The 16,163-nt window shown below is 59.2% G+C and carries 17 protein-coding genes; 10 read left to right on the top strand and 7 right to left on the bottom strand.

The annotated features are described in order from the left end of the window. Positions 1–78: 78 nt before the first annotated feature. The gene (cysS, locus tag GO007_RS01100; RefSeq protein ID WP_095094559.1) at positions 79–1,464 is read right to left on the bottom strand and encodes a cysteine--tRNA ligase; all 1,386 of its coding nucleotides are present in this window, start codon (positions 1,462–1,464) and stop codon (positions 79–81) included. Positions 1,465–1,637: 173 nt separating this feature from the next. Between cysS and ppiB the strand changes: the two genes are divergently transcribed. The 5 genes from ppiB to mnmH all read left to right on the top strand — a co-directional run bounded on the left by ppiB (position 1,638) and on the right by mnmH (position 5,739). Next, a complete protein-coding gene (gene ppiB / locus GO007_RS01095; RefSeq protein ID WP_095094557.1) occupies positions 1,638–2,132 on the top strand; it encodes a peptidylprolyl isomerase B in 495 nt (164 codons plus the stop codon). A 3-nt stretch (positions 2,133–2,135) separates the two neighbouring features. Further along, positions 2,136–2,858, top strand: coding sequence for a UDP-2,3-diacylglucosamine diphosphatase (lpxH, locus tag GO007_RS01090; RefSeq protein WP_095094555.1), 723 nt, complete (start codon positions 2,136–2,138; stop codon positions 2,856–2,858). A gap of 119 nt (positions 2,859–2,977) precedes the next feature. Further along, positions 2,978–3,487: a 5-(carboxyamino)imidazole ribonucleotide mutase gene (purE, locus tag GO007_RS01085; RefSeq protein WP_095094553.1), complete on the top strand. Its 510-nt coding sequence runs from the start codon at positions 2,978–2,980 to the stop codon at positions 3,485–3,487. Then, the gene (purK, locus tag GO007_RS01080) at positions 3,484–4,551 is read left to right on the top strand and encodes a 5-(carboxyamino)imidazole ribonucleotide synthase (RefSeq protein WP_095094550.1); all 1,068 of its coding nucleotides are present in this window, start codon (positions 3,484–3,486) and stop codon (positions 4,549–4,551) included. Before purE ends, purK begins: the two co-directional genes overlap by 4 nt. Positions 4,552–4,662: 111 nt before the next feature. Continuing rightward, positions 4,663–5,739, top strand: coding sequence for a tRNA 2-selenouridine(34) synthase MnmH (gene mnmH / locus GO007_RS01075; RefSeq protein WP_095094548.1), 1,077 nt, complete (start codon positions 4,663–4,665; stop codon positions 5,737–5,739). 60 nt (positions 5,740–5,799) lie between these two features. Here mnmH and GO007_RS01070 read toward each other — a convergent pair whose 3' ends face one another. The 3 genes from GO007_RS01070 to ybbA all read right to left on the bottom strand — a co-directional run bounded on the left by GO007_RS01070 (position 5,800) and on the right by ybbA (position 10,377). Next, positions 5,800–6,945 (bottom strand): porin, encoded by a 1,146-nt coding sequence (locus GO007_RS01070; RefSeq protein WP_095094546.1) that lies wholly within the window; start codon positions 6,943–6,945, stop codon positions 5,800–5,802. Between the two features lie 334 nt (positions 6,946–7,279). Further along, entirely contained in the window at positions 7,280–9,694 is a 2,415-nt protein-coding gene (gene ybbP / locus GO007_RS01065; protein ID WP_095094544.1) for a putative ABC transporter permease subunit YbbP, read from the bottom strand. Further along, entirely contained in the window at positions 9,691–10,377 is a 687-nt protein-coding gene (gene ybbA, locus GO007_RS01060) for a putative ABC transporter ATP-binding protein YbbA (RefSeq protein WP_041144387.1), read from the bottom strand. The genes ybbP and ybbA overlap by 4 nt, the downstream gene beginning before the upstream one ends. Between ybbA and tesA the strand changes: the two genes are divergently transcribed. Genes tesA through GO007_RS01045 form a run of 3 tightly spaced genes read left to right on the top strand, consistent with a single transcriptional unit; the run spans position 10,345 to position 12,683 of the window. Continuing rightward, the gene (gene tesA / locus GO007_RS01055) at positions 10,345–10,971 is read left to right on the top strand and encodes a multifunctional acyl-CoA thioesterase I/protease I/lysophospholipase L1 (RefSeq protein ID WP_095094542.1); all 627 of its coding nucleotides are present in this window, start codon (positions 10,345–10,347) and stop codon (positions 10,969–10,971) included. The genes ybbA and tesA overlap by 33 nt on opposite strands. Next, positions 10,961–11,770: an SDR family oxidoreductase gene (locus tag GO007_RS01050; protein ID WP_189339809.1), complete on the top strand. Its 810-nt coding sequence runs from the start codon at positions 10,961–10,963 to the stop codon at positions 11,768–11,770. The genes tesA and GO007_RS01050 overlap by 11 nt, the downstream gene beginning before the upstream one ends. A gap of 58 nt (positions 11,771–11,828) precedes the next feature. Then, a complete protein-coding gene (locus tag GO007_RS01045; protein ID WP_095094538.1) occupies positions 11,829–12,683 on the top strand; it encodes a thioredoxin family protein in 855 nt (284 codons plus the stop codon). 87 nt (positions 12,684–12,770) lie between these two features. On the opposite strand, the gene fetB is transcribed toward GO007_RS01045, so the two are convergent. Both fetB and fetA read right to left on the bottom strand, forming a co-directional pair. Continuing rightward, positions 12,771–13,553 carry an iron efflux ABC transporter permease subunit FetB gene (gene fetB, locus GO007_RS01040; protein WP_095094536.1) on the bottom strand — a complete coding sequence of 261 codons (783 nt, stop codon included), beginning with the start codon at positions 13,551–13,553 and terminating at the stop codon, positions 12,771–12,773. Beyond that, a complete protein-coding gene (gene fetA / locus GO007_RS01035; protein WP_095094534.1) occupies positions 13,540–14,217 on the bottom strand; it encodes an iron efflux ABC transporter ATP-binding subunit FetA in 678 nt (225 codons plus the stop codon). Before fetA ends, fetB begins: the two co-directional genes overlap by 14 nt. Before the next feature lie 137 nt (positions 14,218–14,354). Here fetA and GO007_RS01030 point away from each other — a divergent pair, with 137 nt between their 5' ends. Together GO007_RS01030 and GO007_RS01025 are read left to right on the top strand one after the other, a co-directional pair. Continuing rightward, complete coding sequence (locus tag GO007_RS01030; RefSeq protein ID WP_045854276.1) at positions 14,355–15,272, top strand: SPFH domain-containing protein; 918 nt, start codon at positions 14,355–14,357, stop codon at positions 15,270–15,272. Further along, positions 15,269–15,733 (top strand): NfeD family protein, encoded by a 465-nt coding sequence (locus GO007_RS01025; RefSeq protein WP_095094532.1) that lies wholly within the window; start codon positions 15,269–15,271, stop codon positions 15,731–15,733. The genes GO007_RS01030 and GO007_RS01025 overlap by 4 nt, the downstream gene beginning before the upstream one ends. On the opposite strand, the gene cueR is transcribed toward GO007_RS01025, so the two are convergent. After that, positions 15,730–16,140 carry a Cu(I)-responsive transcriptional regulator gene (gene cueR, locus GO007_RS01020; protein WP_095094530.1) on the bottom strand — a complete coding sequence of 137 codons (411 nt, stop codon included), beginning with the start codon at positions 16,138–16,140 and terminating at the stop codon, positions 15,730–15,732. The two genes, GO007_RS01025 and cueR, sit on opposite strands and share 4 nt — an antisense overlap. Positions 16,141–16,163: the final 23 nt, after the last annotated feature.

The raw sequence follows: 16,163 nt of genomic DNA, 5'->3' as shown, positions 1-16,163 counted from the left end.
GCATTTTTATTTCGCTTAATTTATTTCGCGCAAGACTCTGATATCCCCGGACGCCTCGCCCGGGGTACGGCTCCAGGCCTACTTGCGGCGCCAGGTGGTGCCCTGAGCGCCATCTTCCAGCACGATACCCATCTCGTTGAGACGGTCACGCGCGGCGTCCGCTGCGGCCCAGTCCTTCGCTTTACGCGCATCGAGACGCTGCTGAATCAGCGCTTCAATCTCAGCCACTTCGCCATCATCCGCCTGCGCCCCGCTCTGCAGGAACACGTCCGGCTCCTGCTCCAGCAGGCCCAGCACGCCGGAGAGCTTACGCATATGCGCCGCCAGCGCGTTCGCCGCCTGCGCATCTTCGGTTTTCAGACGGTTCACTTCGCGCGCCATATCGAACAGCACCGAATAGGCTTCCGGGGTGTTGAAATCATCGTCCATCGCTTCCACAAAGCGCGCTTCAAACGCCTCGCCGCCGGCCGGGGCTACGCTGCTGTCGGTACCGCGCAGCGCGGTGTACAGCCGCTCCAGCGCAGAACGCGCCTGCTTCAGGTTCTCTTCGCTGTAGTTCAGCTGGCTACGATAGTGGCCGGACATCAGGAAGTAGCGGATGGTTTCGGCATCGTAGAACTTCAGCACATCGCGCACGGTAAAGAAGTTGCCCAGCGATTTCGACATCTTTTCGCGGTCAATCATCACCATGCCGGAGTGCATCCAGTAGTTCACGTATTCACCGTCGTGCGCGCAGGTAGACTGCGCGATCTCGTTTTCGTGGTGCGGGAACATCAGATCCGAACCGCCGCCGTGAATATCAAAATGGTTGCCCAGCTGTTTGCAGTTCATCGCCGAACATTCGATGTGCCAGCCCGGACGCCCTGCGCCCCACGGAGACGGCCAGCTCGGCTCACCCTCTTTCGACATCTTCCACAGCACGAAGTCCATCGGGTTACGCTTGACGTCAACCACGTCAACGCGAGCGCCCGCCTGCAGCTGCTCCAGATCCTGGCGCGACAGCTGACCGTAGTTCGGATCGGTCGGAACCGAGAACATCACGTCGCCGTTATCCGCCACGTAGGCGTGCTCGCGGGCGATCAGCTGCCCGGTGATTTCAATAATTTCCGCAATATGATGCGTCGCGCGCGGCTCAAGGTCCGGGCGCAGAATATTCAGCGCATCAAAATCTTTATGCATTTCGCCAATCATGCGATCGACCAGCGCCACGAAGCTTTCGCCGTTCTCATTCGCACGCTTAATGATTTTGTCGTCAATATCGGTAATGTTGCGAACATACTTCAGCTTATAGCCGAGGAAGCGCAGGTAGCGAGCCACCACGTCAAAAGAGACAAAAGTACGGCCGTGACCGATGTGACAGAGATCGTAAACGGTGATACCACACACGTACATGCCAACTTCCCCGGCATGAATAGGTTTAAACTCTTCTTTTTGGCGCGTCAGTGTATTAAAAATTTTTAACATCGAAGATTCCGTGTAAACGTGTGTAGTGATAAGCCGCGTATTCTAACCTGAATTCAACCCCGAAGCAGCACACAATGCAAGGTGATCCAACCCCGCGGTTATGCTATAACAGCCCCCTATGTCACGCCCAACCTTGGGTTCAAGCACCACAATCATCGGAACAGGATGCAAAAATGGTTACTTTCCACACTAATCATGGCGATATCGTAATCAAAACCTTTGACGAAAAAGCGCCGGAAACAGTTAAAAACTTCCTGGACTACTGCCGCGAAGGTTTCTACAACAACACCATTTTCCACCGTGTTATCAACGGCTTTATGATCCAGGGCGGCGGTTTTGAGCCGGGCATGGAGCAGAAAACAACCAAGTCTCCGATCCAGAACGAAGCTAACAACGGTCTGAAAAACACCCGCGGTACTCTGGCGATGGCCCGTACTCAGGCGCCGCACTCCGCCACCGCGCAGTTCTTCATCAACGTGGCTGATAACGACTTCCTGAACTTCTCTGGTGAAAACCTGCAGGGTTGGGGCTACTGCGTATTTGCTGAAGTCGTTGAAGGCATGGACGTGGTAGACAAAATCAAAGCGGTTTCTACCGGCCGCAGCGGCATGCATCAGGATGTGCCGAAAGAAGATGTGGTGATCAAAAGCGTCAGCGTCAGCGAATAATTCGTGGCGACACTTTTTATTGCAGACCTGCATCTGCAAACCGAAGAACCGGCGATCGTCGCCGGTTTTCTCCGCTTTTTACGCGGCCAGGCCCGCGAGGCGGACGCGCTCTATATCCTCGGCGACCTGTTTGAAGCCTGGATCGGCGATGACGATCCTAACCCGCTGCATCAGGAAATCGCCGCCGCGCTCAGCGCATTGACCCGCTCCGGCGTCCCCTGCTTTTTCGTCCACGGCAACCGCGATTTTCTTATCGGCCAGCGCTTTGCCCGCGCCTGCGGTATGACGCTGCTGACGGAAGAGAACGTGCTCGATCTCTACGGTCGCCGCGTTTTAATTATGCATGGCGACACCCTCTGTACCGACGATGCCGGCTATCTGGCGTTTCGCGCTAAGGTGCATACACCGTGGATCCAACGTCTTTTCCTTGCCCTGCCGCTGTTTATTCGCCGCCGTATCGCCGCTAAAATGCGCGCCAACAGCACCGCGGCCAACAGCAGTAAGTCGATGGAGATTATGGACGTTAACCAACAGGCGGTAGTGGCGACCCTGGAAAAGCATCGCGTACAGTGGCTGATCCACGGTCATACCCATCGCCCGGCCATCCACCAAATGGAGGCTAACGGCATGCCGGCTTTTCGCGTGGTCCTCGGCGCGTGGCACAGCGAAGGTTCGATGGTCAAAGTCACCAAAGACGACGTTGAACTGATCCCTTTCCCGTTTTAATTATCGCGCTATTTTCCGCCGACATCAGCCTACGCAACCGTTTTCCTCGCCCGTATATCGTGTTATTCTCTGTGGCCTCTAAAGCAGTGTGAAGCACACCCACAGGAGTTTTAAGACGCATGTCTTCCCGCAATAATTCGGCGCGTATCGCCATCGTGATGGGGTCCAAAAGCGACTGGGCTACCATGCAGTTTACCGCAGAAATCCTTGATGCCCTGAACGTTCCGTACCATGTTGAAGTGGTCTCCGCGCACCGTACTCCCGATAAGCTGTTCAGCTTCGCCGAAGGCGCGGAAAGCAACGGCTATCAGGTGATTATTGCCGGTGCGGGCGGCGCGGCGCATCTGCCGGGCATGATTGCGGCGAAAACGCTGGTCCCGGTCTTAGGCGTGCCGGTACAGAGCGCTGCGCTGAGCGGCGTTGACAGCCTCTACTCCATCGTCCAGATGCCGCGCGGGATCCCGGTCGGCACCCTGGCCATAGGTAAAGCCGGCGCCGCCAACGCCGCCCTGCTGGCGGCGCAGATTCTGGCGGTGCACGACGCCGAACTGCACCAGCGCCTGAGCGCATGGCGCCAGGCGCAAACCGATGAAGTGCTGGATAATCCGGACCCACGGGGTGCGGCATGAAGCAGGTTTGTATCCTCGGCAACGGCCAGCTCGGCCGCATGCTGCGCCAGGCCGGAGAGCCGCTGGGTATCGCGGTCTGGCCGGTTGGCCTTGAGGCCGATCCTGAAGCGGTGCCGTTTCAGCAAAGCGTCATCACCGCTGAAATCGAGCGCTGGCCGGAAACGGCCCTCACCCGCGAACTGGCACGTCACCCGGCGTTTGTTAACCGCGACGTGTTTCCCATTATTGCCGATCGCCTGACGCAAAAGCAGCTGTTCGACAGGCTGGGCCTGGCCACCGCGCCGTGGCAGCTGCTGGCGGATAAAAACCAGTGGCCGGAGATTTTCGCGACCCTGGGCGAGCTGGCTATCGTTAAACGCCGCGTGGGCGGCTACGACGGGCGCGGCCAGTGGCGTCTGCGTGAGAACGACTGCGCGCAGCTGCCCGACGATAACTACGGCGAATGCATCGTCGAACGGGGAATTAACTTCTCCGGCGAAGTGTCGCTGGTTGGCGCCCGCGCTCAGGATGGCAGCACGGTGTTCTATCCGCTGACCCGCAACCTGCATCAGGACGGGATTCTGCGCACCAGCGTGGCCTTCCCGCAGGCCAATGCCCGCCAGCAGGATCAGGCCGAAGGCATGCTGTCCGCCATTATGGAAGAGCTGAAATACGTCGGCGTCATGGCGATGGAGTGCTTCGTCACCGCCGATGGTCTGCTGATCAACGAGCTGGCCCCGCGCGTGCACAACAGCGGCCACTGGACGCAGAACGGCGCCTCCATCAGCCAGTTTGAGCTGCATTTGCGGGCCATTACCGACCTGCCGCTGCCGCCGCCGGTGGTCAACAGCCCGTCGGTGATGATCAACCTGATCGGCACCGATCTCAATTACGACTGGCTGAAGCTGCCGCTGGTGCACCTGCACTGGTATGACAAAGAGGTTCGTCCGGGCCGCAAAGTGGGCCACCTGAACCTCACCGACAGCGATACCGACCGCCTGAGCGCCACGCTCGAAGCGTTAAAGCCGCTGCTGCCGCCGGAGTACGCCAGCGGTATTTTCTGGGCGCAGTCACAGCTTAACTAAGCCTTTCGTGCCGGGGGAAGCGCGTTATTCCTTCCCCGGCACGCCTTCAGGCGCGTAGAATCCCTCCTTCGCTTTACAGAAAATCTCGGTTTCACTGCAAAAGGAAGACCCATGAATAATGGGACGGATTACCGCGCAATTCTCGCCGCGGATACCCCACTCATTGACGTACGCGCCCCGGTTGAATTCAGCCAAAGCGCTCTCCCCGCAGCGCTCAACCTGCCGCTGATGGACGATGAAGAACGCGCCGCCGTCGGCACCTGCTATAAACGTCAGGGGGCAGAAGCCGCCCTGGCGCTCGGCCATCGCCTGGTCAATGGCGACATTCGCGCCCAACGCATGCGGGCGTGGCGTGAAGCCTGCTTACGCAATCCTCAGGGCTATCTTTGCTGCGCCCGCGGCGGCCAGCGCTCGCACATTGTTCAGCAGTGGCTGCGCGAATCGGGCGTCGATTATCCGCTGATCGTCGGCGGCTATAAGGCGCTGCGCCAGGCCGCCATCCAGCTGACGCAGGAGCTGGTCCAGCGCTCGATAGTGCTTATCGGCGGCTGCACCGGCAACGGTAAAACTCAGCTGGTCGGCACGCGGCCCGACGGAATCGACCTCGAAGGGCTCGCCCACCATCGCGGCTCATCGTTCGGGCGGACGCTGCGCGACCAGCATGCTCAGGCGACGTTTGAAAACCACCTCGCGGTCGCAATGCTGAAAAAAGCGGCCAGCCAGCGCCGCTGGGTGCTGGAGGATGAAGGGCATATGATAGGCGCCAACCATCTGCCGGAATGCCTGCGCGAGCGCATGGCGCAATCGCCGCTGGCGGTGGTGGAGGACCCGTTTGACGTCCGCCTGGCGCGCTTGCGGGAGGAGTATTTTGACCGGATGCACCGCGACTTTATAGCCGCGTACGGCGAAGATCGGGGCTGGCAGGAGTACAGCGCGTATCTGCACCACGGCCTGTTCGCTATCCGCCGTCGCCTGGGGCTCCAGCGTTTTGCTCAGCTCACCGCCCTGCTTGATGACGCGCTGGCTGAACAGCTGCGTACGGCGAGCACCGATGCGCATTTTGCGTGGCTTGTTCCGCTATTGAAAGAGTACTACGACCCAATGTATCGCTATCAGCTGGGTAAAAAGGCAGAGAAGATTATCTTTCGCGGAACCTGGCAGGACGTCGCCTCCTGGCTGGCGCGGTAGCCCGCGTAAACGCAGCGCAAGCCGGGATTTTCGGCGTCGCGCTGCGCGGGAGGTCGCGGTTTAGAAGTCGTAGCGCAGACGCACCAGGTTCATATCGCCCAGGTTGTCGGTGCTCGAAGTAAAGACGTGTTCGTAATCAACGCGGAAGCCATAATCCAGCTGGAAGCTGATCCCCAGACCGTTATCAATGCGCTGGTAGTTACGTCCGTTCACGTATTCCAGGCGGTCGCCCATAAAGTACGGCTGAACGGATTTAAGCGCGTACTGGCCAACCGGGATTTTATAGCCCGCAAAGTACTCAATACCCCAGGCATCGCCGGCGAAGTAATTATTCACATCGGCTTTTTTGGTGGTCAGGAAGTTCTGATACCAGCCGCCGCCGAAGGAGAAGGTCCAGTTATCCGGCGTCCAGCTTAGGGCGGTACCGAGGATATTCTGGTCATAGGTTTTATTCTCAGCGCTGGAAGGATCGCGCATTTCGGCACGCGTATAGTTCCACGCCGTACCCCAGGTCAGGTCCTTCATGATGTGGTAATCCACGCCAACGGAGCCCCCGCCTTTACGCTTATAGCGCAGGCCATTCCCCGGCAGATACTCATTATCTTCAAACAGATAAGAAGCATAAAGATCGACGTCGCCGGCAGATTTCTTATACTTGAGCATATTGCGCGAGCGGTAAGAACCATCGTAATCGCCGTTGATCCCGTTACCCGGCGCCTGGGCGATCATGTCGTAATCCCAAATATCCGTCTTAGCGCCGACCACATCGTAATAAATACTGTTTTGCTGACCGTAGGTTAGCGTCCCCCAGGTGTCGCTCTTCAGCCCGGTATACAGCATACGGCGAGAGGTGTTATTAGCGCCTTCCGCATAGTGATTATCCCAGTCGAACAGCGCCGGAATATTGACCCCCAGTTCGTAATAGCTGATCCAGCTAATATCATCAAACAGATAATAATCAGCGGCGAAGCGGAAACGGGTACCGCCGTCGAAACCGTTACGCTTATAGGAGCCTTTATCGCCATCGCCGGACATCATGTTGAACTGCGGACGAATACTTCCGCCGACGGTGAAGTTCAGGCGGCTTAACGGGTCGCCGGCCTGCGGATCTTGTTTCAGCAGCGTAATCTCAGCCTGGGAAGCAAAAGAAGTCACTGCCAGTACTGCGCCGATCGTCATCGCCAGCGCTTTTATTTTATGTGCCATGCTTTTTCCTTGAGTAATAAGCAACCTTATATTTGCAAGGTGAATATTAACCGTGATTACGAGCGTCGTGTTGTCGCGTTTTTAAGCTTTCGTGCTCTTAAAAATCAGTGACTTATCATTTTGTGCCGTTAAAAGAAAGCCGCCGCGAATTTCATCAAACCGTCATGCAAATGCACTATCTCCGTCGCGCCGCCGCCACGCTTTCAGGGGCGCGCTTTGCCGTCGCAGAGCAATGAATGAACCGCTAACCGCGCGTCAGGCTTAAACGGAACGCAGTAAAAAGCCCGGGGCGTTGGTACTCAACCCCGGGCCTGCAGATGCTAAGAGCGCTGAATTATTGGCTAAACTGGCGGAACAGCGCTTTGCCTTTTAACAAACGCAGCCCCAGCCAGCCGCCGCACAGGGAGAGCAGCAGCGCCCCGCAGAGCGGCAGCATCACCCACAATCGCCAGTCCGGAGACCAGGGGAAATCAAAGACTTTGGTTTGCAGCATCGCCAGCGCCACCTCAGCCCCTATCGCCGCCACGATCCCGGACACCACGCCCAGCAGGGCAAACTCCGCCCATAGAGTGGTGCGCAGCAGCGACTTTCCGGCCCCCAGCGTGCGCCAGACCACCAGCTCCTGATAGCGCTGGCGCATCCCGACCTGAACCTGCGCCAGCAGCAGTAAAATACCGCAGGCGGTCACCAGCACCACCATCACTTCCAGCGCGCGGCTGACCTGAGTCAGTACCTGACCCACCTGACGCAGAATGGCGCCAATATCCAGCAGGCTGACGGTCGGGAATTCTCGGTTCAGCTGCGTCAACATGCCGCTGCCGTTATCCCAGCGGAAGCTGGTCAGCCAGCTCTGCGGCTGTCCGTCGAGCGCGCCCGGCGGGAAGATAAAGAAGAAGTTTGGCCGCAGGCTCTCCCAGTCAACTTTGCGCACGCTGGTCACCTTAGCGCTGAAGTCCTGGGTATCGCCGGTAAAGGTGACGCTATCGCCGAGCTTAACCCCCAGGCGCTGCGCCAGCCCCTCCTCGATCGACACTTCACCCGCTTTTGGCGGCCAGGCGCCGGCCACCAGCGGATTATGATCCGGCCTGTCGTCGCTCCAGGTCAGGTTCAGCTCGCGATTCAGCGCTTCATCCTTATTGCCCTCCGTCGCCTGGCCGTTAATCTGCGTCAGGCGCGCGCGGACGATGGGGTAGAACTCCGTCGCCGCCGTCTGGTTCCCGGCGAGGAAAGCTTTGACCGGCGCGACCTGATCCGGGGCAATATTAATCAGGAAGTAGTTGGGGCTTTCCGGCGGCAGCTGCTGCTGCCAGCGATCCAGCAGATCGCCGCGCAGCACCAGCAGCAGGGCGAGCAGCATAAACGACAGCGAGAACGCCGCCAGCTGGCTTAGCGTCGACCACGGCTGGCGCAGCAGTCGGTTGACCGCCAGGCGCAGCGGCAGCGCCTTCAGCGTCACCCGCTTCAGCAGCCACAGCAGCCCCCATCCCAGCAGGCCGCACAGCAGCGCCAGCACCACCGCGCCGGCCAGTACCGCCCACAGCAGCGGGCTGCCGCCCATCAGCCACGCCAGCAGGATAACCACCACCGCGCACACCAGCGGAATATAGACCTTCAGCGGCCAGACGTTAGCCACCACGTCCTGACGAAGTACCCGCAGCGGCAGCGTCGCCAGCAGCAGCCGATAGGGCCGCAGGCCCACCAGCAGCGAAATCACCGCCATCGCGCCAATCGCCCACAGCCACGGCCAGAGGCTGGCGGCCGGCAGCGCGCCCGGGAGAACCGGTTTCAGCATCACCAGCAGGATCTTCTCCAGCCCCATCCCCATCGCGCCGCCGGCAATCGCCGCCAGCGCCAGCAGCATCAGCCACTGCCCGACGATCAGCTTGCGCAGCTGCGCCCGCCCGGCGCCTAAGGTTTTAAGGATCGCCACCAGATCGTAACGGCTGCGGCAGTAGTGGCTCATGGCTACCGCCACCGCCGCTACCGCCAGCAGGAGCGTGAGCAGCGCCGAGAGCAGTAAGAACTGCTGCGAGCGTTCGAGCGATTTACCCAGCGCGCTGTCATCCTGTTCCAGGCCAATCCAGCGGTGTTCCGCCCCCAGCTTTGGCAACAGCCACCGCTCATACTCCGCCAGCTGCGGCGCGGTTCCGGCGAACTTATAGCGCCAGGAGACGCGGCTGCCGGGCTGCACCGCCCCGGTCTTTGCCACATCGGCAGTGTTCATCATCAGCCGCGGCGCCATCTGAAAAGGATTGAACCCGGCGTCCGGCTCCTGAATCACTTCGCCGGCAATGCGCAGAGTGGCGTCGCCGACATCAATGGTATCGCCGGTTTTTAAATTCAGCAGCGCCATTAATCGCGGGGCCAGCAGCACGCTGCCCGCCTGCGGTTTTAAGCCCGGCGGCTGGGTTTCCAGCTGACCGTAAAGGGGATAGGTGTCGTCAACCGCCTTGACGTCGGCCAGCTGCGGCGTATCGCCGGCAAAGGTCATGGTGGCGAAGCTGAGCTGCTCGCCGACCGTTAATCCCAGCCGACGCGCCTGCGCGAGCCAGTCGGCGGGGACCTCGCGCGAGCTGCGCAGCGTCCGGTCCCCGGCCATAAATTCACGGCTCTGCTGGCTCAGCCCCTTTTCCATGCGATCGCTTATCGACCCCAGCGCCAGCACGCAGGCCACCGCCAGGCTCAGCGCCAGCCAGACGATCAGCAGCGATGGCGATCGCCATTCGCGCCAGAACCAGCGGGCAATCATGCTTCCTCCCGCAGCTGACCATCAACCAGCCGCAGCCGCCGGTCGCAGCGCGCCGCCAGCAGCGGATCGTGCGTCACCAGGATCAGCGTCGTACCGTGTTCGCGATTGAGCGAAAACAGCAGGTCGGCAATTTTATCCCCGGTCTGCCGATCGAGGTTGCCGGTCGGCTCATCGGCAAACAGCAGCTCCGGACGCCCGTTGAAGGCGCGGGCCAGCGCCACCCGCTGCTGCTCGCCGCCGGAAAGCTGCGCCGGCAGATGGTTCAGGCGTTTACCCAGCCCCAGTTGCTCCAGCAGCGCCCTGGCGCTGCCCCGACTCTGGCTGTCGCTCTCGCCGCGCAGCAGCGCCGGAAGCTCGACGTTTTCCAGCGCATTGAGGGTCGGGATCAGCATAAAGGACTGAAAAACAAAGCCGATGTGCTTCGCGCGCAGCTGCGCCCTCGCCTCTTCGTCCATGCGGTGCAGCGGCTGCCCGAGTAAAGAGACTTCACCGCCGCTGCCGTCGTCCAGCCCGGCAAGGATCGCCAGCAGCGTGGATTTGCCGGAACCCGACTCGCCAATCAGGGCGATGGTCTGCGCCGGTTTGACAACCAGCTCAACTCCGGTGAGGATGGAAAGCTGATGCTCTCCCTGACCGACGGACTTCTTAAGATGATGAACTTCAAGTATGTTTTCCGCTGGCATTTGCCTTTCCTGTTTCTGGTCCTGTTTACCTGCCGCGCGATGGCGGCGGACACGCTGTTAGTTCTCGGCGACAGTCTGAGCGCCGGCTATCGAATGGCGGCCAACGCCGCGTGGCCTGCGCTACTTAACGATAAGTGGCAGGCAAAAACGCCGGTAGTTAACGCCAGCATCAGCGGCGACACGTCGCAGCAGGGGCTGGCGCGTCTGCCGGCGCTGCTTAAACAGCATCAACCGCGCTGGGTGCTGGTCGAACTGGGCGGCAATGACGGACTGCGCGGCTTCCCGCCGCAGCAAACGGAGCAGACTCTGCGCACCGTTTTGCAGGATATCAAAGCGGCGAATGCCCAGCCGCTGCTGATGCAAATTCGCCTGCCCGCCAACTATGGACGTCGTTATAATGAAGCCTTTAGCGCAATGTATCCCGCACTGGCCAAAGAGTTTGATATTCCTCTGTTACCCTTTTTTATGGAAGAGGTCTATCTGAAGCCACAGTGGATGCAGGATGATGGAATCCACCCCAACCGCGACGCCCAGCCGTTTATTGCCGACTGGATGGCGACGCGGCTGGCTCCCTTAGTTAATCATGACTCCTGATCCTCAGGGGTTGTTTGCAGGTAAAGTTATGCAAAAAACGGTTTTAGTTACAGGATGTTCCAGCGGTATTGGCCTTGAAAGCGCGCTCGATCTGAAACGTCAGGGCTTTAACGTTCTGGCCGCCTGCCGCAAGGCTGACGACGTTGCGCGGATGCAGGAACTCGGACTGACCGGTATTTTGCTGGATCTCGACGATCCGCTGAGCGTGGAGCGCGCTGCGGCAGAGGTTATCGCCCTGACCGATAATCGGCTGTATGGCCTGTTTAATAACGCCGGTTACGGCGTGTATGGCCCGCTGATCGCCGTTAGCCGCCAGCAGATGGAGCAGCAGTTTTCCGCCAACTTTTTTGGCGCCCACCAGCTCACCATGCTGCTGCTTCCGGCTATGGAGCCGCACGGCGAGGGCCGTATCGTGATGACCTCCTCGGTCATGGGGATCATCTCCAGCCCCGGTCGCGGCGCCTATGCCGCCAGCAAATACGCGCTGGAAGCCTGGTCCGACGCCCTGCGCATGGAGCTGCGCTATAGCGGCATTAAGGTCAGCCTGATTGAGCCGGGGCCGATTCGCACCCGCTTTACGAGCAACGTCAATCAAACCCGGAGCGATAAGCCGGTGGAAAACCCCGGTATCGCCGCGCGCTTTACCCTCGGGCCGGAGGCGGTGGTGGAAAAAGTGCGCCATGCTTTCGTTAGCGATAAACCCAGGCTGCGCTATCCGGTGACCTTAGTCACACACGCGGTGGCCCTGCTCAAACGCCTGTTGCCAACGCGGATGATGGACAAAATTATCCAGGGCTGAGTTGAAGCTCCGGCCGTCGCCCCCATGTATACAAAAAATTGATTAAAGAGATGCGCTTATGTCAGTACAGAATATTATCAACATTACCGAAGCTAACCTGCACCAGACGCTGGAACAATCCGTTACCGCGCCGGTGCTGTTTTATTTCTGGTCCGCGCGCAGCCAGCACTGCGAGCAGCTGACGCCGGTTCTGGAAAGTCTGGCGGCGCAGTACAACGGTCAGTTTACGCTGGCGAAGGTGGACTGCGATGCCGAGCAGATGCTGGCTTCGCAGTTTGGCCTGCGCTCGATTCCAACGGTTTATCTGTTCCAGAACGGTCAGCCGGTAGACGGCTTTGAAGGCCCGCAGCCGGAGGCCGCCGTCCGCGCGCTGCTTGATAAAGTGCTGCCGCGCGAAGAAGAGTTAAAAGCCCAGCAGGCGCTGGCGCTGATGCAGGAAGAGAAGTACGCCGAAGCCCTGCCGCTGCTGAAAGAGGCGTGGCAGCTCTCCGCTCAGGAGAGCCAGATTGGCCTGCTGCTGGCGGAAACGCTGATCGCCTTGCACCGCTCCGACGAAGCCGAAGCGGTGCTGAAAACGGTTCCGCTACAGGATCAGGATACCCGCTACCAGGGGCTGGTTGCGCAGATTGAGCTGCTCAAGCAGGCGGCCGATACGCCGGAAATCCAGCTGCTCCAGCAGCAGGTTGAGCAAAATCCGGAAGACGCGGCGCTGGCGGCTCAGCTGGCCCTGCAGCTGCATCAGGTTGGCCGCAACGAAGAGGCGCTGGCTCTGCTGTTCAGCCATCTGCAGAAAGATTTAGACGCCGGCGACGGCCAGGTGCGCAAGATGCTGCAGGAAATTCTTGCCGCCCTCGGCACCGGCGATGCGCTGGCCGCGAAATATCGCCGTCAGCTCTACTCCCTGCTGTACTGATCGTTACGCCCAGGCGGCGCTTCGCTGACCGGGCTACGGCCCCCCGTAGCCCGGGTCAGGCGTCCAGCGCCTTCTGCGGGAACGACGCTACTCGCTCTTTTTCAACTGCGTCACCACCAGCTGGTGACGAGGGTTAAAGAATTTCCGGTAGGTCAGATAGCCAGCGATGATTGTTGATAAGCTGGCGGTCGATAGCAGCATAAATGTGACCATTATCTGATACTTAATCGCTTTAACCGGGTCTATCCCGGCAAAAATCAGCCCCGACATCATCCCCGGCAGGCTCACCAGCCCCACCGTTTTCGCCGAATCGATGGTCGGGATCAGCGCGGCGCGAATGCTGTCGCGAATTAATCTGGCCGAGGCCATCTTTGGCGTCGCGCCGAGGCTCAGCTTCTCCTGAATTTGCTGCTGTTCGCTGCTGAAGCGCTGGCCCATATTGTTGTAGCACAGCCCCACCGCCACCATCGCGTTGCCGGCGACCATGCCGGCAATAGGGATCACCTGCATCGGCACGAAAGAGATCGATCCGGAGAAGACCAGCACCGCCAGCGTAAGCCCTGCGCCGGTGGTAATGGCGATAAATGATGAGATGAAGGCCTTATCGATATATTTGCTGCGCTTTTGCGCATTCCACGCCGCGTTAAAACAGATAAACAGCACCATAAGCAGCGTCAGCAGGACGTGGTTAACGTTGAAGATATATTTCAGCACGTAGCCGACGATAATCAGCTGCACCACCGCCCGACAGATGCTCCAGACGATATCTTTCTCCAGCGCCAGCTTTTCGCGATAGCTCACCACGATGGCTACAAGTACCAGCACCATCGACAGGGCCAGCGATTCGTTAGTGATATTATGCCCGTTCATTGATAACCTCCTGACCGCCTGCGCTAGCCGGCTGCAGCGTCATCACTTCATCGGCGTGGTCGATTTCATTACGGTCATGCGTCACCCACAGCACCGCAATATTCTTTTCCGTCACATAGCGATGAATAATATCGTTAACGTTGCGCTTATTGCTGTCATCCAGCGCGCTGGTAATTTCATCAAGCAGCAGCACCTGCGGCAAAAACTGCAAATTGCGAATAAGCGAAACGCGCTGCTTTTCTCCCCCGGAGAGTTCGTTGATCGATTTGCCCAGCGTATTTTCCGCCAGCCCAAAGCGGCGTAAATCGGCAACCAGCGCCTGCGGGTCCGGCTGCTGGTGGCGAATTTGCCAGGGAAAAATGAGATTGTCATAGACCGAGTCGCCAAATAGCGCCGGAGTTTGCGCGCAGTATGAGACCTGCTGGCGGTAGGTTTCCGGCGATAGCGTATTGATATCCTTGCCGGAATAAAAAATCTTCCCGCTGGTCGGGCTAAGCAGCGAGGCGATAATTTTAAGCAGCGTGCTTTTACCGCAGCCGGAGGGCCCGGTAATCAGCTTAAATTCCCCGGCGCTCAGCTCGAGATTAATATTATGCAAAATGATCGACTTATCGACCTGAAAGCCAACATCCTCAAGGCGCAAGATAGCGTTATTTTCCTTCATTATCGTTCCATATATTTCCCAAAACCCGACTAGTTTACTCCACTTTTCTTTCGCCAGGATGAGGAGAAAGATATACTCGGTTTAAACATGCGTCACTTTGCTGACGTCTGGCAGGCAATTAAACAGGAGGTTTTTTGATGCTAATTTTTATCCCCGTTCTTATTTTCGTCGCGCTGGTTATCGTTATTGCCGGAGTGAAAATTGTTCCGCAGGGCTACCAGTGGACCGTCGAACGCTTTGGCCGCTATACCATGACTCTCCAGCCGGGGCTGAGCCTGGTGGTGCCGTTCATGGACCGCATCGGGCGAAAAATTAATATGATGGAGCAGGTGCTGGATATTCCCTCGCAGGAGGTTATTTCGCGCGATAACGCCAACGTCACCATTGATGCGGTGTGCTTTATTCAGGTTATTGATGCGCCGAAAGCGGCCTATGAAGTCAGCAACCTGGAGCTGGCGATTATCAACCTGACGATGACCAACATCCGTACCGTACTCGGCTCGATGGAGCTCGACGAAATGCTCTCCCAGCGCGATAGCATCAACACCCGCTTGCTGCATATCGTCGATGAGGCAACCAACCCGTGGGGGATCAAAATCACCCGCGTGGAAATTCGCGACGTGCGCCCGCCGGCGGAGCTTATCGCCTCGATGAACGCCCAGATGAAGGCCGAGCGAACCAAGCGTGCCTATATCCTGGAGGCCGAAGGGATACGTCAGGCGGAGATTCTGAAAGCCGAGGGCGAAAAGCAGTCACAAATCCTGAAAGCGGAAGGCGAGCGCCAGTCGGCGTTCCTGCAGGCGGAAGCGCGTGAACGTTCGGCGGAAGCGGAGGCTCGCGCCACCCAGATGGTCTCTTCCGCTATTGCCTCCGGGGATATTCAGGCGATTAACTACTTCGTTGCGCAGAAATATACCGACGCGCTGCAGCAGATTGGCGCATCAAATAACAGCAAAGTCGTGCTGATGCCGCTCGACGCGACCAGCCTGATGGGCTCTATCGCCGGAATTAGCGAACTGCTTAAAGAAGGCGCCGGCGAACGGAAAAAACTATGATTGCGATGATACTGGTTCATCCGCACCTCTTCTGGCTCAGCCTCGGCGGGCTGCTGCTGGCGGCGGAGATGCTAGGCGGCAACGGTTATCTGCTGTGGAGCGGCGTTGCCGGGGTGATCACCGGCGCCCTGACCTGGATGCTGCCGCTGGGCTGGGAGTGGCAGGGCGCGCTGTTTGCCGCGCTGACCCTGCTGGCGGCCTGGCTATGGTCGCGCTGGCTGCGCCGCCAGGTAAAGCGGCAGAAGCCGGCCGACGCCCAGCTTAACCAGCGCGGGAAGCAGCTGGTTGGCCGTATCTTCTCGCTGGAGACGGCGCTGGTTAACGGCCGCGGCCACGTGCGCGTTGGCGATAGCTCATGGCCGGTAGTCGCCGACGAGGACCTCGCCGCCGGCAGTAAGGTCGAGGTGCTGGCCGTTGAGGGCATCACGCTGCGGATCAGGCTCGCCCCTCCCCACCGCTAAACCTGCGCCTTGCGATGGCAGCAGCCGGAGAGATTGTCGATAATCGGGCAGTCCGCGCCGTCATCGCCGGGACAGGACTCCGCCAGCGCCAGCAGGTGGCTACGCATGCTCTGCAGCTCGCTGATATGGCGCTCAATATCAGCGACTTTATCCAGCGTTCTGCGTTTTACGTCGGCGCTATGCCGCGACGGGTCGTTAAACAGACCGACCAGTTCGCGGCACTCCTCCAGATTAAAACCGACCTGGCGCGCCTGGCGCAGCAGGGTCAGCTCGTCCAGATGCCGCTGGCTGTAGCTGCGGTAGCCATTTTCACTACGCAGCGGCGGCGTCACCAGCCCCTTCTCTTCGTAGAAGCGAATCGCTTTACTGGTTAAGCCGGTCCTTTTTGCCACATCGCTGATATTCATCGCCTCTGCACCTCGCTGCCTCT

The sequence above is a fragment of the Klebsiella sp. 10-1 genome (assembly GCF_009758445.1).
Lineage (GTDB): Bacteria > Pseudomonadota > Gammaproteobacteria > Enterobacterales > Enterobacteriaceae > Klebsiella > Klebsiella scottii.
This window is presented reverse-complemented; position numbering and strand designations above follow the sequence as displayed.